Genomic DNA, 22,109 nt, shown 5'->3' on the forward strand with positions numbered 1-22,109 from the left:
TCTAAAAGTTGCTGACAGGTTTACCGAGACATGCCAAAACGTACTGACATCCAAAGCATCCTGATCCTGGGCGCGGGTCCCATTGTGATCGGGCAGGCGTGCGAGTTCGACTATTCTGGTGCACAGGCCTGTAAGGCCCTGCGGGAAGAGGGCTACCGGGTTATTCTAGTGAATTCCAACCCGGCGACCATCATGACCGATCCGGTCATGGCCGACGCCACCTACATCGAGCCGATCACCTGGAAAACCGTCGCCAAGATCATTGAGAAAGAAAAGCCGGACGCGCTGTTGCCGACCATGGGTGGCCAGACCGCCCTGAACTGCGCGCTGGATCTGGAAAAGCACGGCGTGCTGGAAGAGCACGGTGTTGAGATGATCGGCGCCAACGCCGACACCATCGACAAGGCCGAGGACCGGGACCGGTTCGACAAGGCCATGAAGAAGATTGGCCTTGAATGCCCCCGTGCCACCATCGCCCACTCCATGGACGAAGCCTGGAAGGTCGCAGATGATATCGGCTTCCCCTGCATCATCCGCCCGTCGTTCACCATGGGTGGTTCCGGTGGCGGTATCGCCTACAACCGGGACGAGTTTGAAGAAATCTGTACCCGTGGCCTGGACCTGTCTCCGACCAACGAGCTGTTGATCGATGAATCGCTGATAGGCTGGAAGGAATACGAGATGGAAGTGGTCCGCGACAAGGCGGACAACTGCATCATCGTCTGCGCCATCGAGAACTTCGACGCCATGGGCGTGCACACCGGTGACTCCATTACCGTGGCTCCGGCCCAGACCCTGACCGACAAGGAATATCAGATCATGCGGAACGCCTCGCTGGCGGTTCTGCGTGAGATCGGTGTTGAAACCGGCGGCTCCAACGTTCAGTTCGGTATCAACCCGGACACTGGTCGCATGGTGGTGATCGAGATGAACCCGAGGGTTTCACGTTCCTCGGCGCTGGCGTCCAAGGCCACCGGCTTCCCAATCGCCAAGGTTGCCGCCAAGCTGGCCGTGGGGTACACCCTCGATGAGCTGCGCAATGAAATTACCGGTGGCGTGACGCCGGCCTCGTTCGAGCCCAGTATCGATTACGTGGTCACCAAGATCCCCCGGTTTACCTTCGAGAAATTCCCTCAGGCCGACGCCCGCCTGACCACCCAGATGAAATCCGTGGGTGAAGTCATGGCCATTGGGCGGACCTTCCAGGAATCCCTGCAGAAAGCCCTGCGTGGTCTGGAAGTGGGCTCCGAGGGCTTCGATGAGAAGCTGGAGGACCTGAGCACCAAGAACTCTGAGGAAACCCTGACCCGCGAACTCAACGTGCCCGGTGCCGATCGCATCTGGTACATTGGCGATGCCTTCCGGGCGGGAATGACAGTGGATGACCTGCACCAGCATACCCACGTGGACCCCTGGTACCTGGTGCAGATCGAGGATCTGATCAAGGAAGAGCAGGCCCTGAAGAGTGCCGGTAAGGCCGACATCGACCAGGCCACCCTGTTCCGCCTCAAGCGCAAGGGCTTCTCCGATGCCCGTCTGGCCAAGCTGCTGGGCATCTCTGAAGTCAGCGTGCGCAAGCTGCGCCACGACCTGAACATTCGCCCGGTGTACAAGCGGGTGGACACCTGCGCCGCCGAGTTTGCCTCCGACACCGCCTACATGTACTCCACCTATGAGGAAGAGTGCGAGTCGGACGCCAGTGATCGCGACAAGATCGTGGTGATTGGTGGTGGCCCTAACCGGATTGGCCAGGGCATCGAGTTTGACTACTGCTGTGTACACGCGGCCCTGGCCATGCGTGAAGACGGCTACGAAACCATCATGATCAACTGCAACCCGGAGACCGTGTCCACCGATTACGACACCTCCGACCGGTTGTACTTTGAGCCGATCACCCTGGAAGACGTGCTGGAGATCATCCACGTCGAAAAGCCCAAGGGCGTGATCGTGCAGTACGGCGGCCAGACCCCGCTGAAGTTGGCTCGCGGTCTGGAAGCGGCCGGTGTGCCGATCATCGGTACCAGTCCGGACGCCATCGACCGCGCCGAAGACCGTGAGCGGTTCCAGCAGATGATCACGCGTTTGGGTCTGAAGCAGCCGGAAAACGCCACCGTGCGCAGTCACGAAGAAGGCATTCTGGCGGCCCGTGAAATCGGTTACCCGCTGGTGGTGCGTCCGTCCTACGTGCTGGGTGGTCGTGCCATGGAAATCGTCTACGACGAAGAAGAGCTGGTGCGCTACATGCGCAACGCCGTGCTGGTGTCCAACGACAGCCCGGTGTTGCTGGACCACTTCCTGAATGCCGCCATTGAGGTCGACATCGACGCCATCTGCGACGGCAAGGATGTGGTCATCGGCGGCATCATGCAGCACATTGAGCAGGCCGGCGTGCACTCCGGTGACTCCGCCTGTTCGCTGCCGCCGTATACCCTGTCTCAAGCCGTGCAGGATGAAATGCGCGACGCGGTGAAGAAGATGGCCATCGAGCTGGACGTGGTCGGACTGATGAACGTACAGCTGGCCTGGCAGGACGGCGAAGTCTACGTGATCGAGGTCAATCCACGCGCCTCCCGGACGGTTCCGTTTGTCTCCAAGGCTATCGGTGTGTCCTTGGCCAAGGTGGCTGCGCGCGCTATGGCCGGTGTGTCGCTGGCTGAACAGGGCTTCACTAAGGAGATTATTCCGACCTATTATGCGGTGAAAGAGTCTGTGTTCCCGTTCAACAAGTTCCCGGCTGTTGACCCCATCCTGGGGCCGGAAATGAAGTCCACCGGAGAAGTCATGGGCTTGGGTGATAGCTTCGACGAAGCTTTTGCCAAGGCCGCGTTGGCGGTAGGTGAGCGTCTGCCGGTGCAGGGAACTGCCTTTATGTCGGTTCGGGATGTCGACAAGGCGGAGGCGGTGAAAGTCGCGCGCGATTTGTCTGACGCCGGTTTCAAGCTGATTGCCACCACCGGCACTGCCAAGGCCCTGAAAGAGGCCGGTATCGATGTTGAGCGGGTTAACAAGGTTCGCGAAGGCCGCCCGCACATTGTTGATGCCATCAAGAATGGTCAGGTTCAGCTGATTATCAACACCACTGAAGGTCGCAAGGCTATTTCGGACTCGGCGCAGATTCGCCAGTCGGCGTTGCAGACCAAGGTGACTTACACAACCACATTGGCAGGCGGCGAAGCGTTCTGTCGGGCCATTAAATTCGGCCCTGAGCGCACTGTACGTCGCCTCCAAGATCTTCACGCAGGAAAGTAAGACTATGGCTGACAGAGTACCAATGACTACGGCGGGCGAGTCCCGCCTCCGTGAGGAGCTTCAGAAGCTGAAGTCGGAGGATCGCCCGCGGGTGATCGCAGCAATCTCTGATGCCCGTGAGCACGGCGATCTGAAAGAAAACGCGGAATACCATGCCGCTCGCGAGCAGCAGAGCTTCATCGAAGGCCGAATTCAGGAAATTGAAGGCAAGCTGTCTGCGGCCCAGGTGATTGACGTCACTACCATGGATAACACCGGTAAGGTGATCTTCGGCACGACTGTGCATCTGCTGAACATGGATAGTGAAGAGCAGGTGGTCTACAAGATCGTGGGCGAGGACGAGGCCGACATCAAAGCCGGCAAGATTTCCATTTCATCCCCCATTGCCCGCGCTCTGGTGGGCAAAAGCGAAGGCGATGTCGTGGCGATTCGTGTCCCGTCGGGCACCGTGGAATACGAAATCGAAGAAGTGGAATACGTCTGATCAGGCGCAAGCCCACAAAAAAGCCGGCTTGGGGTGACCCAGCCGGCTTTTTTTACGCCTGTATCGCGCCTGCGATCAGTTCTTGTAGCGTTGCAGATTGGACAGTTTCGGGTTCGGTTTCTTGGCTCGACGGAGGATAACCGCAATCTTGCCAATGGACTGTACCAGCTGCGCGCCGGCCGACTCGCACAGGGCGTTTACCGCTTCTTGGCGGGCTTCGCGATCGGGATTGGCGATCTTGATCTTGATCAGCTCGTGGTCGTTGAGTGCGCGCTCAAGTTCTTCCTGTAGACCTTCGGACAGGCCTTTGTCACCAACAATGATGACCGGCTTCAAATTGTGGGCAATGGCCCGGTATTCCCGGCGCTGTTCCGGTGAAAGGCTCATGATGTAATCTCTTTATCGGTGCAATTAACAAAAGGTCAGCGAGTTGACGCTGGCAAATTCGTACAATGGTCCGATTGTAACAGATCACTGTTTGGTAAAAATGGCTGTAAACACTTACGGTGCGCGGGTTGAGTCTCGAATCGCCGGCGAAGCACGGAAATGGCAGGAGTTTGGCGGGCTGGCAGGTTGATTGCAGGTCGGCCCGTTGTAATTTCAGAATCTGCGCCCACTATTTGATTATGGCCAAAAGTTATAGGGTCCAGGCGGCACAAACACTGGATTCCGGCGCGCCGGTCTGTGGCCGATACGGATGGGCCGTTTCTGGTGGACGGGCGTACAATTGGTGTAAGGTGTCAGAAAAGAGCGGTGCCTGCGGGGCAGCCCTTCAATTCACAGGTGATGATCCTTGAACGATATGGCAAAAAATCTGGTTCTCTGGCTAATCATAGCCGCAGTACTGCTGATGGTGTTTCAGAACTTCTCTCCCACCACCAGCGGACAACAAGTCAATTATTCGCAGTTTGTTGAGATGGTCCAGCAGGGCCAAGTCAACAAAGTGACGATCGATGGCCTGGAAATTCAGGGTACCCGTGGTGACGGCTCCCAGTTCCAGACAATCCGGCCCCAGGTCTCCGACAACAAGTTGATGGATGATCTGCTGGCCAACAACGTCGAGGTTATCGGCAAGGAGCCAGAGCGCCAGAGCCTGTGGACGCAGTTGCTGGTGGCGGCTTTCCCGATTCTGATCATCATTGCGTTGTTTGTGTTCTTCATGCGCCAGATGCAGGGCGGCGGTGGCGGTAAAGGCCCCATGTCGTTCGGCAAGAGCAAGGCGCGTCTGATGAGTGAAGATCAGATCAAGACCACGTTTGCCGACGTAGCCGGTGTCGATGAAGCCAAAGAAGACGTGAAAGAGCTGGTGGATTTCCTGCGGGATCCCAGCAAGTTCCAGCGTCTGGGCGGCAGCATTCCGAAAGGCGTGCTGATGGTCGGTCAGCCAGGTACCGGTAAAACCCTGCTGGCGAAAGCTATCGCGGGTGAGGCGAAGGTGCCGTTCTTCTCCATTTCCGGTTCTGATTTCGTGGAAATGTTCGTGGGTGTTGGTGCCTCCCGGGTTCGTGACATGTTCGAGCAGGCCAAGAAACAGAGCCCGTGCATCATCTTTATCGACGAGATTGATGCCGTCGGTCGCCATCGTGGCGCTGGCATGGGTGGTGGTCACGATGAGCGTGAGCAGACCCTGAACCAGTTGCTGGTTGAGATGGACGGCTTCGAGGGTAACGAAGGCGTTATCGTAATCGCCGCGACTAACCGTCCGGATGTTCTGGACCCGGCGCTGCTGCGTCCCGGACGCTTTGACCGCCAGGTCGTGGTTGGTTTGCCAGACATTATTGGTCGTGAGCAGATTCTGAAAGTGCACATGAAGAAAGTGCCTTTGGGGGATGGCGTTGAGCCGGCCCTGATTGCTCGCGGTACACCCGGATTCTCCGGTGCCGATCTGGCCAACCTGGTCAACGAGGCGGCGCTGTTTGCGGCTCGTCGTAACCAGCGCCTGGTATCGATGGAAGAGTTCGAGCTCGCCAAAGACAAGATCATGATGGGCGCCGAGCGCAAGTCCATGGTCATGAGCGAGAAAGAAAAGCGGAACACCGCCTACCACGAATCAGGCCACGCCATTGTTGGTCGTCTGGTGCCAGAGCATGATCCTGTCTACAAGGTCAGCATCATTCCTCGTGGTCGGGCCTTGGGTGTCACCATGTTCCTGCCCGAGGAAGACAAGTACAGCCACAGCAAGCGCTTCCTGATCAGCTCCATTTGTAGCCTGTTCGGTGGCCGGATTGCAGAGGAGCTGACCCTTGGCTTCGACGGCGTTACTACCGGTGCGTCCAATGACATCGAACGGGCGACCAGTCTGGCTCGTAACATGGTCACCCGTTGGGGGCTGTCCGAGAAGCTGGGCCCGCTGCAGTACGATACTGACAGTGAAGAGCCGTTCCTTGGCCGTTCCGCCGGGCAGGCACAGACCGTGTACTCGCCGGAAACCGCTCAGCGGATTGACGAAGAAGTTCGCAACATTATCGACGAGTGCTATGAAAAGGCCCGTCAGTTGCTGATTGACAATCGTGACAAGCTGGACCTGATGGCCGACGCGTTGATGAAGTACGAAACCATCGACCGCTTCCAGATCGACGACATCATGGAAGGTCGTGAGCCTCGCCCGCCCAAGGGCTGGGGGGACAGTGGCCCTACTGGTGGTGTGACGTCTGAGGAGCCGGCGCCTGAGTCCAAGGGCTCTGACGATGGTCGGCAGCCTGATGTTGGCCGGCCCGCCGGCGAGCACTGACGCCGCTCGCACGACCTTAAGTAAGACCCACGCGCCGCCCGGATTCCGGGCGGCGTTTGTTTTTGCAGACCCTCGACAGGATTTGTTATGGACATGAACTTCGCTGGCCGCAGGCTGGATATGGCTCGGTGCCACGTGATGGGTGTTCTTAATGTCACGCCTGATTCCTTTTCTGACGGCGGACAGTTCAATCGCCCCGAGGTTGCCATTGCCCGGGCTCGGCAAATGGCCGCAGACGGGGCCATGTTTATTGACGTAGGCGGTGAATCAACGCGCCCGGGCGCAACGCCGGTGTCAGTTCAGGAAGAGCTGGACCGGGTGTGTCCGGTGGTTGAAGCCATTGCCAAAGAGCTTGATGTGGTGGTTTCAGTGGATACCAGTGCCCCTGAGGTGATGGCAGAAACTGCCGCCCTTGGTGCCGGGCTCATTAACGATGTTCGCGGCTTGCAGCGCGAAGGAGCGCCTGAAGCGGTAGCCAAGGCGGATATTCCCGCCTGTATCATGCATATTCAGGGTGAGCCGGAAACCATGCAGGCGCGCCCGGAATACCGGAATGTCTGCCGCGAGGTCAGTTCCTTTCTGACCGAGCGCATGCGGGTGGCGGAGTCGGCCGGGATGCGGCCGGAGAATATTATCCTGGATCCCGGCTTCGGTTTTGGTAAAACCCTGGAGCACAATCTTCAGCTGCTGGCCGCCATGGAGCAGCTGCATGTGCTGGGCCACCCGCTGTTGGTGGGTATGTCGCGCAAGTCCATGTTGGGGGCGATCACCGGGCGTGAGGTAAATGAACGGTTGCCCGCCAGCCTTGCGGCCGCGACAATAGCCGCCATGAAAGGAGCCAGCATCGTTCGGGTGCATGATGTCCGTGAAACAGTGGATGCCGTTAAGGTAGTAACGGCAATGAAGGAGACGCGCTAATGTCCGACAGAAAATACTTTGGTACCGATGGCATCCGAGGCCGGGTCGGCGAGTCCCCGATCACGCCCGAGTTCATGTTGCGCCTGGGTTGGGCTGCAGGTCAGGCGTTCAAGCGCGACGGCCAGCGCAACAGTGTGCTGATTGGTAAGGATACCCGCCTTTCCGGTTACATGTTTGAATCCGCTCTGGAGGCAGGCCTCGCCGCCGCCGGTGTGGACGTGAAACTACTGGGCCCCATGCCAACGCCCGCCATTGCCTATCTGACCCGTACCTTTCGTGCGTCTGCCGGTATTGTGATCAGCGCCTCCCATAACCCGCATCACGACAACGGTATCAAGTTCTTTTCGGCGGCCGGTACCAAGCTTGACGATGCCCTGGAAGCCGAGATTGAGCGTTGGCTCGATCAGCCGCTGGAGGTGTGTGCTTCCGGGGAATTGGGTAAAGCATCCCGGGTAGACGATGCGCCCGGTCGTTATGTTGAATTCTGCAAGAGTACGGTGCCGAACGAATTCAGTCTCGATGGCATGAAAATCGTCCTCGATTGCGCCCATGGCGCCACCTATCACGTTGCCCCCAAGGTCTTCCGTGAGCTCGGTGCGAATGTTTCGGTCATCGGTGGTGAGCCGGATGGGCTGAACATCAACCTGAATGTTGGTTCTACCGAGCTGGGCGCGTTGAAGCAGGCCGTGGTCAGTCGCGGCGCCGATCTGGGTATTGCCTTCGATGGTGACGGCGACCGGGTGTTGATGGTGGATCGCGACGGTTCCGAGGTCGACGGTGATGAGTTGTTGTACGTGATTGCTTGTCAGCGCTTTGCCGAGGGCCGGCTTAAGGGTGGCGTGGTTGGGACCCTGATGACTAACCTGGGTGTCGAACTTGCACTGCGGGAGCAGGGTATTGAGTTCGAGCGCGCCAACGTGGGCGATCGCTATGTCATGGAGCGCCTGATCGCGAATAATTGGGTGCTCGGGGGCGAAGGCTCCGGTCACATGGTGATTCGCGATTGCACCAGCACCGGTGATGGTATTGTCTCTGCATTGCAGGTCTTGCTGGCGGTCTACAAGTCGGGCAAGCCTCTGGCTGAGCTGCGCCGCACCATGAGCAAGTTGCCGCAGACCATGGTGAATGTCCGTGTGGCCGAGCGCTTTGATCCTCATAGCCGCGAAGATATTGCCAGCGCCGTGCGTAAGGCTGAGGCCGAGTTGGGTGAGGCTGGTCGCGTGCTATTGCGGGCGTCCGGAACCGAGCCGCTGATTCGGGTAATGACCGAGGGCCAAGATGCCGAGACGATTGATCGTATCGCCAATGAGCTCGCCGTAGTGGTCGAGAATTCCTCCGCTTAATTTCGTATTTTCAGGCGGTTGTCTGTCGGGAGGGACTGCTGTATAGTTCGCCCTCCCTCACGTTTGGGAACTGTTATGCGCCGCAAGATTGTAGCCGGAAACTGGAAAATGAACGGGTCGAAAGACCTGGTGCAGCAGCTCGTTGGCTCTGTCCGGTCCGAGGCTGAGTCGCTTGATAATGGTGTGGAGGTTGTTATTATCCCTCCTGCAATTTATGTCAGCGACGTTGTGGCGCAGTCAGGCGGTCGCCTGATGGTTGGCGTGCAGAACGTAGGGCAGTGGTCTTCAGGTGCTTACACCGGCGAGATCGCCGCGGGCATGGCCAAAGATCAGGGCTGTTCTTATGCACTGGTTGGGCACTCTGAGCGTCGGCAGCTGTTTGGCGAGACCGATGATGAGGTTGCCGCCAAGGTTGAGAGCCTGGTCGCCAGTGGTTTGGTCGCCGTTGTATGTGTTGGCGAGACCCTGGAGCAGCGCGAAGCTGGCCGTGCAGAAGCGGTTGTGGCGTCGCAGGTTAAGGCAGCTCTGGCTAATGTGGCCGCAGATCAGTGGGGCCGAATTGTAGTGGCCTACGAGCCGGTCTGGGCCATTGGTACCGGGAAAACCGCTACCGCGGAAGATGCTCAAGCCATGCACGCGTCGATCCGACAAGTGCTGACTGAGATGAATGCGCCGGCCGAAAGCATTTCACTGCTTTACGGCGGCAGCGTAAAAGCGGATAATGCAGCCGCTCTTTTTGCCGAGCCGGATATAGACGGCGGTTTGATCGGCGGGGCGTCACTGAAAGCAGACGATTTTGTGAGTATTTGCCAGGCAATGCCGGCGAGTACCAACAGTTAAAGGTTCGCGAGAGTCGATATGGATTGGATGGAAACACTGGTAGTCGTAGTGCACGTGGTTATCGCCGTGGCACTGGTGGGTCTTGTGCTGATCCAGCAGGGCAAGGGTGCAGACGCTGGTGCAGCGTTTGGTGGCGGTGCCTCGCAGACGGTGTTTGGTAGTCAGGGTAGCGGAAGCTTTCTGACACGCCTCACTACGATTCTTGCAATCGTGTTTTTTGTAACGAGTTTTTCGCTGGCGGTATTCGCCAAGCAGCGTGCGGAAGTGGCCGGTGAGGCAGGTATTCCTATGGTTCAGGAATCCAGCCATTCAGCCCCGATGGAGCAGGCGTCTGAGGCAGATGCAGCGCAGTCCAGCGAAACCGAGAGCGGGGAGTCTGATCTCCCCGAGCTCGAGTAAGAGTGTTGCCCGGGTGGTGGAACTGGTAGACACGCTATCTTGAGGGGGTAGTGGCGAAAGCCGTGCCGGTTCGAGTCCGGCCCCGGGCACCATATTGAAGAAAAACGGCTTGGATTTTCCAGGCCGTTTTTTTTGGTCAGTCCTTGACCAGTCCGTCTGGCGTCTCTATACTCCGGCGGTTATTGGAGCCGGTGCGTGTGAGCGTATCGGTTTCTGGCAGGCCAGGTGTCTGTCAGCAGGAAGCGGTTCACCGGTTTGCTTCCTGCGAGTTCTTGCAACAAAGAGCCCCATTTTTAGGGGCTTTTTGATTAAGGGGCCTGGCGCATCAGGCCCTGGTGCGTAAAAAGGGCTGATTAACAGCCCTTTTTTTGTTTTTGGGGCCGGTAAATTTGAAAACGGAGACGGCATAACTTGTCAGCCAAGCTTAAGCAACTGGAAGACATTCTTCGGCCGGTGGTCGAAGGCCTGGGGTTTGAATACTGGGGTATTGAATATCGGTCCCAGGGTCACCATTCGAAGCTGCGGGTGTTTATCGAAGATGTTGAAAACGGCATCTCGATTGAAGACTGCGAGAAGGTCAGTCGGCAGATCAGCGGCGTGATGGATGTGGAAGACCCCATCCAATCCGAATATACCCTGGAGGTGTCTTCCCCGGGTATGGATCGGCCGCTGTTTCGCCTGGAACATTACGAAGCCTTTGCTGGCCAGCAGGTCCAGATCCGTTTGCGCATGGCCTTTGAGGGGCGGCGCAAGTTCAACGGTCTGATCAAGGGCGTAGAGGGCGACGATGTGGTTGTGATCGTTGATGATCACGAGTATCTGCTGCCGTTCGATAGCATCGAGCGGGCGCACATCGTCCCGGTATTTGAATGAATACATCTGAACGCACGTCAGTGGACGCACAGTTTAATTTGAGGGCAGGGCAATCGAATGAGTAAAGAGATCTTGCTGGTGGTTGAGTCCGTCTCGAACGAGAAGGGAGTCGAGAAGGATGTGATTTTTGAGGCGATCGAGCTGGCACTCGCCACTGCCGCCAAAAAGCGGTATGAAGACGAGGAAGCCGATATCCGGGTGTCCATTGATCGTCGCACCGGAGAATACGAAACCTTCCGCCGTTGGCTGGTTGTTGATAACGACGCCGTTCCGGCGCTGGGCACCGAGCTCACGTTCCAGGAAGCGGAAGAGATTTCCAGCGAGCTGCAGCCCGGAGACATTCACGAAGAGAAAATCGAATCGGTGGCCTTTGGCCGCATTGGCGCCCAGGCGGCCAAGCAGATCATTTTCCAGAAAGTACGTGAAGCAGAGCGCACCAAGATTGTTGATAGCTACCGCGATCGCGTCGGTGAGCTGGTGTCCGGTACGGTCAAGAAAGTAACCCGTGACAACGTTATCGTTGATCTGGGTGCAAACGCCGAAGCCCTGCTGCCGCGCGAAAACCTGATCCCCCGGGAAACTTTCCGGATGGGTGATCGTGTTCGTTCGCTGCTGCTGGAAATCCGCACCGATCACCGCGGCCCTCAGCTTATCCTGAGCCGGACCGCTCCGCAGATGCTGATCGAACTGTTCCGCATTGAGGTGCCTGAAATCGCCGAGGAGCTGATCGAGATTCGTGGCGCTGCCCGTGATCCCGGTTCACGCGCCAAGATTGCGGTTAAGACCAATGATCGCCGGATCGATCCGGTGGGTGCCTGTGTCGGTATGCGCGGCTCGCGTGTGCAGGCGGTATCCAACGAGTTGGGCGGTGAGCGCGTTGATATCGTGCTGTGGGACGACAACCCGGCCCAGTTGGTGATCAATGCCATGGCACCGGCCGAAGTCGCCTCCATTGTGATGGACGAAGACCGTCACACCATGGACGTTGCGGTTGCTGAAGATAACTTGGCCCAGGCCATCGGCCGTAACGGGCAGAATGTCCGCCTGGCGACCGAGCTGACCGGTTGGACCCTGAACGTAATGACCGAAGAAGAAGCCGGTGAGCGTCAGGAACAGGAGTACAATCGACTGGTGGATCATTTCACCGCCAATCTTGATGTCGACGATGAGTTTGCAGGCTTCCTGATTGAGGAAGGCTTCACATCGCTTGAAGAAGTGGCCTATGTGCCGATGGAAGAAATGCTGGCCATCGAAGGCCTTGATGAAGACACGGTGACCGAACTTCGCCGCCGGGCCAAGGACGTCCTGTTGAACCAGGCGCTGGCCAGCGAAGAAGCACTCGAGGGTTCGGAGCCGGCAGAAGATCTTCTGGGAATGGACGGCATGGACCGTGGCCTGGCCTTTAAGTTGGCCGGCATGGGTGTGCGCACCATGGAAGATCTCGCTGAGCAGTCCGTCGTGGATCTGCTTGATATTGAAGGAATGGATGAAGAGCGTGCCGGTCAACTTATCATGACTGCACGTGCCCCCTGGTTTGAAGACCAGGCCTAATTCGGGAGGAGGACCAGTATGGCTGAAGTAACGGTAAAACAACTGGCCGAAGACGTAGGCGCTCCCGTGGATCGTTTGCTGAAGCAGATCGTTGAAGCGGGCCTGAAAGCCCGTTCTGAGAACGATTCTGTGTCCAGCGATGAGAAGCAGCAGTTGCTGGCCTATTTGAGAAAGACTCACGGTGAAGCGGATTCTGAACCCCGCAAGATCACCCTGAAGCGCAAAACCACGACCACGCTGAAGGCAGGTAAAGCCAAGACGGTGAACGTGGAAGTTCGCAAGCGCCGCACCTACATCAAGCGTGCGGAAACTCAGCCGGACGCGGAAGTACCAAAGGCTGAGGGCGTTGAGGAAGAAGTTAAACAGGCAGCGCCGGCGGCCGAGGAAGCTCCGAAGGTAGCGGCTGAGGCGGCACCGAAGGTCGAGGCGGAAGCGCCTGCGGAACCTAAGGCGGAGCCAGCTCCGGAACAGCCGGTTGCCGAAGACAAGGCCAAGAAGGTCGAGGAGCCGGCACCGGTTCCTGCGCCGGAAGACATTCCGATTCCTCCGCCGGAAGGCGAAGGAAAAGACCGCAAGCCGAAGAAAAAGAAAGCTCGCGAGCGCGGTGATGAAGTTGAAGAAGGCAAGCCGAAGAAGAAATCGGCGGGCCATCGTGGTCCACGCAGCCGCCCGGTGGATGAGCCTCTGGTGATTTCCGAGGACGAAGAAGATACCACCCTGCGCAAGCCGCTGCGTGCGAAAAAGAAACCCAAAGAGAAGCGTCATGCTTTCGAGAGGCCGACCAAACCAATGGTCAGAGAAGTAGAGATTCCCGAAACGATTTCCGTGGGTGACCTTGCCCAGCGCATGGCCGTTAAGTCGGCCGATGTGATCAAGACACTGATGGGCATGGGCGTAATGGCCACCATCAACCAGGCACTGGACCAGGAAACTGCAGTGCTGGTAACTGAAGAACTGGGCCACAAGGCCAAAACCGTCAGCGACGACGCCTTTGAGGAAGAAGTTCTGAGCGAATTCTCCTTTGAGGGCGGCGAGAAGACCAAACGTGCACCTGTGGTGAGCGTGATGGGTCACGTTGACCATGGTAAGACGTCACTGTTGGACTACATCCGTCGCACCAAGGTTGCCTCCGGCGAGTCCGGTGGTATTACCCAGCACATTGGTGCTTACCACGTTGAGACCGATCACGGCATGGTCTCCTTCCTGGATACCCCGGGCCACGCCGCGTTTACCGCGATGCGCGCTCGTGGTGCCCAGTGCACCGACATCGTTATCCTGGTAGTTGCGTCTGACGACGGCGTTATGCCGCAGACCAAGGAAGCGGTTCAGCATGCCCGTTCCGCCGGTGTTCCTCTTGTCGTTGCCATCAACAAGATGGACAAGGAAGGCGCCGATCCAGATCGGATCAAGAGCGAGCTGGCAGCTCTGGAAGTCGTTCCTGAAGATTGGGGCGGTGACGTCCAGTTTGTGCCTGTTTCCGCCCACACGGGTGAAGGCATTGAAGCGCTGCTGGAAGCTGTCCTGCTGCAGTCCGAGATCCTCGAACTGGAAGCTTCAACCGATGCGCCTGCCAAGGGCGTAGTGGTTGAATCCAGCCTCGAGCGCGGACGTGGTTCCGTGGCAACGGTTCTGGTTCAGAACGGTACCCTGCGTCAAGGCGACATGGTTGTTGCTGGTTCTTACTTCGGTAAGGTCCGCGCCATGACTGACGAAGCGGGCAAGCAGGCTAAAGAAGCCGGTCCGTCGATTCCGGTCGAGATCCTGGGTCTGAACGGTACGCCGGATGCCGGCGATGAGTTCTTTGCCGTAGCCGATGAGAAGAAGGCCAAAGAATTGGCCGAATTCCGTCAGTCACGTGAGCGTGAGCAGCGTCTTCAGCGTCAGCAGGCTGCCAAACTTGAGAACCTGTTTGAGAACATGGGCAAGGACGAGGTCAAAACCCTCAACGTTGTGCTCAAGACCGATGTTCGTGGTTCCCTGGAAGCCATCACCAAGGCGCTTCAGGACCTGGGTAACGATGAAGTGCAGGTGAAGATTGTGTCCTCTGGCGTCGGCGGCATTGCTGAAACCGACATCAGTCTGGCCATGGCGACCAACGCGGTTATCTTCGGCTTCAACGTTCGTGCGGATACCGCGTCCAAGCGTCTGGTTGAACAGGAAGGCCTGGATCTGCGCTACTACAGCATCATCTATAACCTGATCGATGACGTGAAAGCAGCCCTGACCGGCATGTTGGCACCGGAATTCCGCGAAGACATCGTTGGTATTGCCGATGTGCGCGACGTGTTCCGTTCACCCAAGTTTGGCCAGGTGGCTGGTTGCATGGTTACCGAAGGCAACGTGTACCGGAACAAGCCGATCCGCGTTCTGCGGGACAACGTTGTTATCTTTGAAGGCGAGCTGGAATCCCTGCGTCGCTTCAAGGACGACGTGCCTGAGGTTCGTAACGGCATGGAATGTGGTATCGGTGTTAAGGGCTACGACGTGAAGGTCGGTGACCAGATCGAAGTGTTCGACCGTGTACGGGTTGAGCGTAAGCTCGAATCCACGGGGGCCTAATGCCTAGAGAGTTCAGTCGTATTGATCGCATCGGCGATCAGATGCAGCGTGAACTGGCGCAGCTGATCCAGCGGGAGGTCAAAGACCCGCGGATCGGCCTGGTCACGGTTAACGCCGTCAAGGTGAGCCGTGATCTGGGTTACGCCGACGTTTACGTATCTTTGCTGTCCACGGAGGAGCTCGATCAGGAGTCCCCCGAAGTGAAAGAGTCGCTTGCAGTGCTGACCAAGGCCTCCGGGTTCTTGCGCAGTCAGGTCGGGCGCGCCATGAAGCTGCGGGTGATACCCCAGCTTCGCTTCCACTTCGATACCCTCCAGGGCTACAGCCGCAAAATGGACAGTCTCATCAAAGAGGCCGTGGGCGAAAAGCCAGCTGTCAGCCGTGATGACGACGACAGTCAGGAAGAGCCGGAGCAAAACGTTTGAGCCGCAGACGCAAAGGTCGTGACGTAAACGGAATTCTGGTGATTGATAAGCCTCAGGGTGTCACCTCCAATGGCATCCTTCAGCAGGTGAAACGCCTGTATGGTGCGGCTAAGGCCGGCCATACCGGCGCACTGGATCCCTTGGCCACGGGCGTGTTGCCCTTATGCTTTGGTGAAGCCACCAAGTTCTCCCAGATGATGCTGGACAGTGACAAGGCCTACATCGCCACTGCCAAGCTGGGCATCCGGACGGAAACCGGAGACAGCGAAGGTGCCGTGGTCGAAGAGAAGCCAGTACCGTCAGAACTGTCGGCGACATACCTGGAGTCGGTGTTTGACGACTTCCGGGGTGACATTCAGCAAGTTCCCTCCATGTATTCCGCGCTCAAGCACAAGGGGCGTCCTCTTTACGAATACGCCCGCGAAGGCATTGAGATTGAGCGTCCCTCCAGGCCGGTCACTATCTATGAGCTGACTTTGCTGGACGTGCGTGAGGACGAGCTCGATATCGCCGTTAGTTGCACCAAGGGTACGTACATTCGCTCACTCGTTGAAGACATCGGTGAGGCTCTTGGCTGTGGTGCCCATGTGTCGGCATTGCGTCGCACCATGGCTTCCGGATTTACCCTGGCGGATGCTCAGGAAGTCCCGGAAATGGAGGCCATGCGCGAGCGTGACGAAAGTCTGGACGGCCTGCTGGTAGCGCCGGATGCCGCGCTGTCGATGTTCCCCGAAGTGAAGTTGTCGGGGCCGTCGCTGGTGTCGATATTGAATGGACAACCGGTTAGAATAACCGGTCAATCTGTCGAAGGATTCGTGCGCGTTTATGGCAACGAAGGCTTCGTAGGATTGGCAGAAGCAACACCGGAAGGTGAGGGGATCACGTTGGTCCCGCGCCGTTTGGTGAAGACCAGCGACCAACGCTAAGCGTGGCGCTGATTAGCCGGGCTGTAGAGATGCGCGGTTCGGCCGTATTCGAGAGCATCGCAAACAAAGAGGTGTAAAATGGCACTTTCTGCCAGTGAGAAGTCACAGATCGTTAAGGATTTTCAGCAAGGTGAAGGCGATACCGGTTCTCCTGAAGTTCAGGTTGCACTGCTGAGCGCCAACATCAACAAGCTGCAGGATCACTTCAAGACCAACAAGCAGGATCACCATTCCCGCCGTGGTCTGATCCGGATGGTAAACCAGCGTCGTAAGCTGCTGGACTACCTGAAGCGCAAGAACGCTGACCGTTACCTGGAGCTGATCCAGCGCCTTGGTCTGCGTCGCTAATCCGGTCTTTTCGACCTGAAGGCTGCTCCGGCTTCGGCCAGAGCACGCCGGCAGCCGGTAGAACCTTACGAGGTTCTGCCGGTTGTGCTTTTCTCACCAAGTAAGACTGCAGTGGCTGTGTCAGTGAGTTCGACGGATACCCTGTCGTAATGGAAAGCCGAAATCGATAGCAGGTTGTTGAAAAGCCCGGGTGGGTCTACTTGAACACCCCTCGCTCTCCGGGGTTTTGCAACAGCCTGTTAGCTTTCAGACGGGTTGGCTTTCGGACCATGTGACTGACACCTGCAGACCAACGACCGCACGCATGGGCGTGTTGGTTGAATCTAGCTGAAATAGAGTGATCAGGAGTTTTTTGTGGATCTGAAACCTGTAAAGAAAACGTTTGAGCTGGGCGGCAAGACCGTCACTCTCGAAACCGGTCGTATTGCCCGTCAGGCTACCGGTTCAGTTCTGGTAACTATCGATGACGTATCCGTACTGGGTACCGTGGTAGGCGCCAAGGAACCGAAGCCGGGCCAGGGCTTTTTCCCGCTGACCGTTAACTACACTGAAAAAACCTACGCCGTTGGCAAGATCCCAGGTGGTTTCTTCAAGCGTGAAGGTCGTCCTTCCGAGAAGGAAACCCTGACCTCTCGCCTGATCGACCGTCCGATTCGTCCGCTGTTCCCGAATGGCTACATGAACGAAGTCCAGGTTGTGCTGACCGTTATGTCCGCCAACAAGACTCAGGATCCGGACATTGCCGCGATGCTGGCTGCTTCTGCGGCACTGTCGATTTCCGGTATTCCGTTCGACGGTCCGATCGGTGCATCCCGCGTTGCCTTCACCAATGAGCGTGGTTACTTCCTGAACCCGACGTTCGAAGAGCTCGAAACCTCGCTGCTCGATATGGTCGTTGCCGGTACTGAAGACGCAGTCCTGATGGTTGAATCCGAGGCCAAAGGCCTGACCGAAGACCAGATGCTGGGTGGTGTTCTGTTCGCTCACCAGGAAATGCAGGTTGCTGTTAGTGCGATCAAGGAATTCGCAGCCGAGATTGGCAAGCCGCGTTGGGAGTGGACTCCGGAAGTTGAGAACACCGAGCTGCTGAACGCCATCAAGGGTGAATTCGCTGGCGCCATCGAAGAAGCGTACAGCATCCGTGACAAGATGGAGCGTTATGCTCGTCTGAGCGAGATCAAGACCGCTGCTGTTGAGAAGTTTGCCGGCGAAGAGGAAGGCCAGCCTTCCGGTGATGAGGTCAAGAAGTACTTCGGCAAGATCGAGAAGTCGGTTGTGCGCCAGCAGGTAATTGATGGCAAGCCGCGTATCGATGGCCGTGACAACAAGACCGTTCGTCCGATCGAAATTGAAGTAGGCGTGCTGCCTAGCACCCACGGTTCGGCTCTGTTCACCCGTGGTGAAACTCAGGCCATCGTAACGACTACTCTGGGCACCGCTCGTGACATGCAGATCATCGATGCCCTGCACGGTGAGCGTAAGGACCCGTTCCTGTTCCACTACAACTTCCCTCCGTACTCGGTAGGCGAAGCTGGTCGTATGGGCAGCCCGGGCCGTCGTGAAATCGGTCACGGTCGTCTGGCGAAGCGCGGTATCTCCGCGGTTATGCCGACCATCGAAGAGTTCCCGTACACCATCCGTGCGGTTTCCGAGATCACTGAATCCAACGGCTCCAGCTCTATGGCGTCAGTATGTGGTTCCAGTCTGGCCCTGATGGATGCGGGTGTTCCGCTGAAGGCGCCGGTTGCTGGTATCGCCATGGGTCTGGTCAAGGAAGGCGACAAGTTTGCAGTCCTGACCGATATTCTGGGTGACGAAGACCACCTGGGCGACATGGACTTCAAGGTTGCTGGTACCAAAGACGGTGTTACTGCCCTGCAGATGGACATCAAGATCAACGGTATCACCGACGAGATCATGGAGCTGGCTCTGGAGCAGGCACAAGAAGCGCGTCTGCACATCCTGGGCGAGATGAACAAGGTAATCGCCGAGTCCCGTTCGGAGCTGTCCGCACGTGCACCGAGCATTACTACCGTTAAGATCAACCCGGACAAGATCCGTGACGTTATCGGTAAGGGCGGTGCAACCATCCGTTCTATCTGTGACGAAACCGGTGCGTCTATCGATCTGGACGACGACGGCAACGTGAAGATCTACGCCGATAACCAGGAAGCTGCCCAGGCGGCGGTTAACCGGGTCAAGGAGATCACCGCGGAAATCGAAGTTGGCGCGATCTACAAGGGGCGTGTTGAGCGCATCGTTGATTTCGGTGCCTTCGTTAACCTCCTGCCTGGCAAGGATGGTCTGGTGCACATTTCCCAGATCTCCGAGCGCCGTATCGAGAACGTGACTGACGAGCTGAGCGAAGGTCAGGAAGTTCTGGTTAAGGTTCTTGATGTAGACAACCGTGGTCGCGTTAAGCTGTCCATGAAGGAAGTTCAGGAAGGCGAGCAGCCGACTGACTTCTCTGCCTGATAGCTAGCCGCTAGAAGGTTCCGAAAAACCCGCCTTTCCTTTGGATTGGCGGGTTTTTCTTTTTCTGGCTGTTTGTTTTTGGTGGAGGCAACTGCTGAGAGGCATTTTTCAAAACACGCTACGAACACATCCATGTGCGCTTGTTTCGGGCCGTCCTTGGCCCTCAACAGTTTTGAAAAATGCCTCTCACCAGTTGCTCGTACTTATTTAGTGGCTTCGGCGAGGAAATTCAGTAGGGATTTTTTGTAAGCCGGGATCACGAACGTAGATGCGTGTGGCGTGTCTGTCTGTAGAAACTCTTTGGGCTCTTCTGCAGCCCTGTAGAGATCTCTGCCGTGATGGAAGGGGATGATTCCATCGCGGACACTATGGATGACCATGACCGGCACAGGGCTGATATCGTCGATGCGGTCGATGCCTTCGTATTCGGCCGGGATGGTCCAGCTTAGGGGGATCTGAAGCAGCCAGGTCAGCCAGACGCTGCCCAGTTTTTCCCGGGCAATGCCGCGAAAACCCGAGAACGTGCCGTCCAGTATCACGCCGTCGAGCCCTGGCTCTTCGCCGCGCTCAACCCATTCGCCGGCCAGGGGTATGCCTAGCGCCCCACCCAGGCTTTGTCCCAACAGGAACACCGGCCCGTCCCTAACCTCCGGTTGAGACCCAAGCCAGCGCATGCCGGTTTCTACATCGTGCAGGGCACCCTCGATGTCCGGCGCGCCGGTAGATCGGCCGTAGCCGCGGTAATCCAGGGTAAAGATGTTGTAGCCTTCAGCCGGCAGCCAGGCCACGTTGAAGATGTGGCTGCTTATGTTCTGGGCGTTGCCATGTAGGAAATACACAGTGCCTTTGGCCGTCCCAGGGTCTTTGGCAGGCAGCCACCAGCCGTGCAGAGTTTCGCCGTCCGCCGTTTCAAGGTAAACATCTTCGTACTCAAGGTTGAGGCTGTCGGGGGTAACGTAGGTGACCCTGTCTGGGAAGAAAAACACGCCACTGCAGCCCGCTTGCAACGCCGCCAGAGGCAGCAGCATCAGGAGCCGTAACTTTGTCCAGAGTGACGTCAGAAGTAGGCGTGGAGTCCGGTTTGCCATGTGCTCTGATACCTGTCGTAGTGGTCTTCCCGGGTGAATTCGGCGAACAGGCTGAAGGCGCGGCCCAAATGCCAGTTACCTTTTATATATACCTCATCCTGCCGGTGCTGGCTGCTGACGATCCAGGCTTTGGTCTTGGCGCCGGCGATCAGGCTCAATCGGTTGCCCTGATGCAGCAGGCCGATGTCGGCACCGGGGGCGGCGTCGTAGCCGCGGCGCAGGTCGTCGTCGATTTCCAGATCGGCGGTGGCAATGGCAAAGGCTTGAAGGTGATTGCCAAGTAACCAGCTGCCACCGGCGCCACCTTCCAGGTAGGGCGTCAGAACCCGCTTACTGCCATTATCGCTGCGACGGCCACCAAAGCCTACTTGCCAGGACAAAGGCGAGAAGAACTGGTCTCTGGGGCTCAGAGAGCGGATCTCGACGCCGATCAGCTGTTCCAGTTGCAGCTCGTCGTTGTCGGTGTAGTAACGGGCATCCAGGCGCAGGAACTGAAGCTGGGCACCGCGGCGATAACCGGCGGGTGGGTCCAGTACGTCGTGGTAGGCCGGGCGGAGGGTCAGTTCGGTGAACTCCCGGTGGGCCTGTTGGCCGGCACTAATGCTCGCGCGGAAGGTGTTATGGCCCTGATCGTCCCTGATCTCCGGTTGCGGTGGCGACTGGGGAGCCGGTGCGTCGTCGATATCGCTGCGCGCCATAAGCAGGTTGTGGGACAGGGGCGCGGCAAATTCCCGGGGCCAGCCGTCGGCTTCGCTCTGGTAGCGCACGTAGTCGTAGGTGGCATCAAGGACATGGGCTCTTTGCCGGGGCGCAAGCTGTTGGATTTCTTGGGCGTTGGGATCGACATAGCCGTTGGCGATGGCGGCTGCCAGAGTTTGCTGCTCCTCCGGCAACGATTCCAGGCTGTAGGTCACGGAAGTCGCTGCTGAAGGCCGGTAGTAGACGTCGCTGACCAGGTCTTTGTCGACCACCCAGCGTACGGTGTCAGAGGGAATAGCGTGAGTGCTTACTTCGCCCAGGAGGTTGGTGCCCGGGCGAGCCACATCAATCAGTGCCAGCAGCCGGTAGGCGCAGTTCTCGTCAAAGAAGTAGTAATCGAAGTTGTGGTCGCGGATTTCCCAAGCGTGCGCGATCAGCAGATCCACTTCCGCTTGCGTCAGGTTGAGCCGGTATTCCCATAGATCCCGGTGTTCGATATCCGAATACAGGCGTATTTTTTCGTAGTAGGGCTGCACGCTGGTGATGCCCGGATAACCGCCAAAGATCCCTTTGTAGGCAAACAGGATCTCGCTGTCGTGGGCGGCTGCGTCGGCCGCGTAGGAGATGGTGTTGGCCAGGAGGAGGTTGGTTTCGTCATCGTCCTGGGGCGGGTCCAGCCGCAGGAAAGTGTGCCCGAACATGGAGGAAGGGCTGTTCAGGTAGGATGCCGCGAACACCAGAGTTACCGTTTCGGTGTTCAGGGTCTCGGTCCATGACTCGTACGCAGGGCAGTCTACCGCCGGCAATGAGAGATTTAGCTGTCCCTTAAGCCAGGCTGTGCGGGCCGGGAATCGGCATTGGGCGTGGCTATCGCCGCTGCCGGGTTGCTGGATGGCGGATAAGGTGGCTTCCAGCTCGGCTTTGGGAGCGTGCTTGCCCTGGTCGCTGATGAAAAAAGCAGAATCGTCAGCCTGGCTGGTAAAGCCGCCGCCGAGGGTGTCCTGCTGGTAGTGCATCAGCGTCAGCCAGGCCGGATCCAGATGAAGGTCTTGAGTGGTCGGCGGAGTGTCTGCCAGGGCAGGTGCCGAGAGGGCAAGCCAGCATAGTGCTGGCCCGAGGCGAAGCGATTGGCCCATGGATGATGTAGTCGTCCGGGTTTGAGTGCGAGTGAAGCTGGATGGCGCGCCGTCCTTGGCACAAG

17 protein-coding genes and 1 tRNA gene are annotated in these 22,109 nt (G+C 57.8%); 15 read left to right on the forward strand and 3 right to left on the reverse strand.

From position 1 onward, the window contains the following. The first annotated feature begins 30 nt into the window (after positions 1-30). Positions 31-3,249: a carbamoyl-phosphate synthase large subunit gene (gene carB / locus FGO67_RS05260; protein ID WP_203299634.1), complete on the forward strand. Its 3,219-nt coding sequence runs from the start codon at positions 31-33 to the stop codon at positions 3,247-3,249. Between the two features lie 4 nt (positions 3,250-3,253). Beyond that, the gene (gene greA, locus FGO67_RS05265) at positions 3,254-3,733 is read left to right on the forward strand and encodes a transcription elongation factor GreA (protein ID WP_203299635.1); all 480 of its coding nucleotides are present in this window, start codon (positions 3,254-3,256) and stop codon (positions 3,731-3,733) included. A 75-nt stretch (positions 3,734-3,808) separates the two neighbouring features. Here the strand turns inward: greA and yhbY are convergent, their stop codons facing one another. Next, the gene (gene yhbY / locus FGO67_RS05270; RefSeq protein ID WP_138438757.1) at positions 3,809-4,120 is read right to left on the reverse strand and encodes a ribosome assembly RNA-binding protein YhbY; all 312 of its coding nucleotides are present in this window, start codon (positions 4,118-4,120) and stop codon (positions 3,809-3,811) included. Positions 4,121-4,526: 406 nt separating this feature from the next. Between yhbY and ftsH the strand changes: the two genes are divergently transcribed. The 13 genes from ftsH to pnp all read left to right on the forward strand — a co-directional run bounded on the left by ftsH (position 4,527) and on the right by pnp (position 19,121). Continuing rightward, positions 4,527-6,464: an ATP-dependent zinc metalloprotease FtsH gene (ftsH, locus tag FGO67_RS05275; RefSeq protein WP_238942173.1), complete on the forward strand. Its 1,938-nt coding sequence runs from the start codon at positions 4,527-4,529 to the stop codon at positions 6,462-6,464. 87 nt (positions 6,465-6,551) lie between these two features. After that, on the forward strand, positions 6,552-7,382 hold the full coding sequence (folP, locus tag FGO67_RS05280; RefSeq protein ID WP_203299636.1) for a dihydropteroate synthase: 831 nt from the start codon (positions 6,552-6,554) through the stop codon (positions 7,380-7,382). Further along, positions 7,382-8,725: a phosphoglucosamine mutase gene (gene glmM, locus FGO67_RS05285; protein WP_203299637.1), complete on the forward strand. Its 1,344-nt coding sequence runs from the start codon at positions 7,382-7,384 to the stop codon at positions 8,723-8,725. Before folP ends, glmM begins: the two co-directional genes overlap by 1 nt. 75 nt (positions 8,726-8,800) lie before the next feature. After that, entirely contained in the window at positions 8,801-9,565 is a 765-nt protein-coding gene (gene tpiA / locus FGO67_RS05290) for a triose-phosphate isomerase (protein WP_203299638.1), read from the forward strand. Between the two features lie 18 nt (positions 9,566-9,583). Continuing rightward, positions 9,584-9,964, forward strand: coding sequence for a preprotein translocase subunit SecG (gene secG / locus FGO67_RS05295; protein WP_041339108.1), 381 nt, complete (start codon positions 9,584-9,586; stop codon positions 9,962-9,964). Positions 9,965-9,971: 7 nt separating this feature from the next. Next, positions 9,972-10,056: transfer RNA gene (locus FGO67_RS05300), tRNA-Leu, on the forward strand. Between the two features lie 319 nt (positions 10,057-10,375). Then, a complete protein-coding gene (rimP, locus tag FGO67_RS05305; protein ID WP_041339111.1) occupies positions 10,376-10,837 on the forward strand; it encodes a ribosome maturation factor RimP in 462 nt (153 codons plus the stop codon). Positions 10,838-10,894: 57 nt separating this feature from the next. Then, positions 10,895-12,388 (forward strand): transcription termination factor NusA, encoded by a 1,494-nt coding sequence (nusA, locus tag FGO67_RS05310; RefSeq protein ID WP_203299639.1) that lies wholly within the window; start codon positions 10,895-10,897, stop codon positions 12,386-12,388. Between the two features lie 18 nt (positions 12,389-12,406). Continuing rightward, the gene (infB, locus tag FGO67_RS05315; protein ID WP_203299640.1) at positions 12,407-14,947 is read left to right on the forward strand and encodes a translation initiation factor IF-2; all 2,541 of its coding nucleotides are present in this window, start codon (positions 12,407-12,409) and stop codon (positions 14,945-14,947) included. Further along, the gene (rbfA, locus tag FGO67_RS05320) at positions 14,947-15,372 is read left to right on the forward strand and encodes a 30S ribosome-binding factor RbfA (RefSeq protein ID WP_203299641.1); all 426 of its coding nucleotides are present in this window, start codon (positions 14,947-14,949) and stop codon (positions 15,370-15,372) included. The genes infB and rbfA overlap by 1 nt, the downstream gene beginning before the upstream one ends. Then, positions 15,369-16,298 (forward strand): tRNA pseudouridine(55) synthase TruB, encoded by a 930-nt coding sequence (gene truB / locus FGO67_RS05325; RefSeq protein WP_203299642.1) that lies wholly within the window; start codon positions 15,369-15,371, stop codon positions 16,296-16,298. Before rbfA ends, truB begins: the two co-directional genes overlap by 4 nt. A gap of 78 nt (positions 16,299-16,376) precedes the next feature. Continuing rightward, complete coding sequence (gene rpsO, locus FGO67_RS05330; protein WP_041339122.1) at positions 16,377-16,646, forward strand: 30S ribosomal protein S15; 270 nt, start codon at positions 16,377-16,379, stop codon at positions 16,644-16,646. Between the two features lie 360 nt (positions 16,647-17,006). Continuing rightward, positions 17,007-19,121: a polyribonucleotide nucleotidyltransferase gene (gene pnp, locus FGO67_RS05335; RefSeq protein ID WP_238942273.1), complete on the forward strand. Its 2,115-nt coding sequence runs from the start codon at positions 17,007-17,009 to the stop codon at positions 19,119-19,121. A 203-nt stretch (positions 19,122-19,324) separates the two neighbouring features. Here the strand turns inward: pnp and FGO67_RS05340 are convergent, their stop codons facing one another. Together FGO67_RS05340 and FGO67_RS05345 are read right to left on the reverse strand one after the other, a co-directional pair. Continuing rightward, positions 19,325-20,209: an alpha/beta hydrolase gene (locus tag FGO67_RS05340; RefSeq protein WP_203299644.1), complete on the reverse strand. Its 885-nt coding sequence runs from the start codon at positions 20,207-20,209 to the stop codon at positions 19,325-19,327. Further along, positions 20,179-22,044, reverse strand: a complete 1,866-nt coding sequence (locus FGO67_RS05345) for an Lnb N-terminal periplasmic domain-containing protein (RefSeq protein WP_203299645.1) — start codon at positions 22,042-22,044, stop codon at positions 20,179-20,181. Before FGO67_RS05345 ends, FGO67_RS05340 begins: the two co-directional genes overlap by 31 nt. Between the last annotated feature and the right edge of the window lie 65 nt (positions 22,045-22,109).

It is taken from the genome of Marinobacter sediminum (assembly GCF_016820575.1).
GTDB lineage: Bacteria > Pseudomonadota > Gammaproteobacteria > Pseudomonadales > Oleiphilaceae > Marinobacter > Marinobacter sediminum.

Coding starts and splice junctions, on each gene's coding strand:
- carB (WP_203299634.1), top strand. CDS start 31: ATGCCAAAACGTACTGACATCCAAAGCATCCTGATCCTGGGCGCGGGT.
- greA (WP_203299635.1), top strand. CDS start 3,254: ATGGCTGACAGAGTACCAATGACTACGGCGGGCGAGTCCCGCCTCCGT.
- yhbY (WP_138438757.1), bottom strand. CDS start 4,120: ATGAGCCTTTCACCGGAACAGCGCCGGGAATACCGGGCCATTGCCCAC.
- folP (WP_203299636.1), top strand. CDS start 6,552: ATGGACATGAACTTCGCTGGCCGCAGGCTGGATATGGCTCGGTGCCAC.
- glmM (WP_203299637.1), top strand. CDS start 7,382: ATGTCCGACAGAAAATACTTTGGTACCGATGGCATCCGAGGCCGGGTC.
- tpiA (WP_203299638.1), top strand. CDS start 8,801: ATGCGCCGCAAGATTGTAGCCGGAAACTGGAAAATGAACGGGTCGAAA.
- secG (WP_041339108.1), top strand. CDS start 9,584: ATGGATTGGATGGAAACACTGGTAGTCGTAGTGCACGTGGTTATCGCC.
- nusA (WP_203299639.1), top strand. CDS start 10,895: ATGAGTAAAGAGATCTTGCTGGTGGTTGAGTCCGTCTCGAACGAGAAG.
- infB (WP_203299640.1), top strand. CDS start 12,407: ATGGCTGAAGTAACGGTAAAACAACTGGCCGAAGACGTAGGCGCTCCC.
- rbfA (WP_203299641.1), top strand. CDS start 14,947: ATGCCTAGAGAGTTCAGTCGTATTGATCGCATCGGCGATCAGATGCAG.
- rpsO (WP_041339122.1), top strand. CDS start 16,377: ATGGCACTTTCTGCCAGTGAGAAGTCACAGATCGTTAAGGATTTTCAG.
- FGO67_RS05340 (WP_203299644.1), bottom strand. CDS start 20,209: ATGGCAAACCGGACTCCACGCCTACTTCTGACGTCACTCTGGACAAAG.
- FGO67_RS05345 (WP_203299645.1), bottom strand. CDS start 22,044: ATGGGCCAATCGCTTCGCCTCGGGCCAGCACTATGCTGGCTTGCCCTC.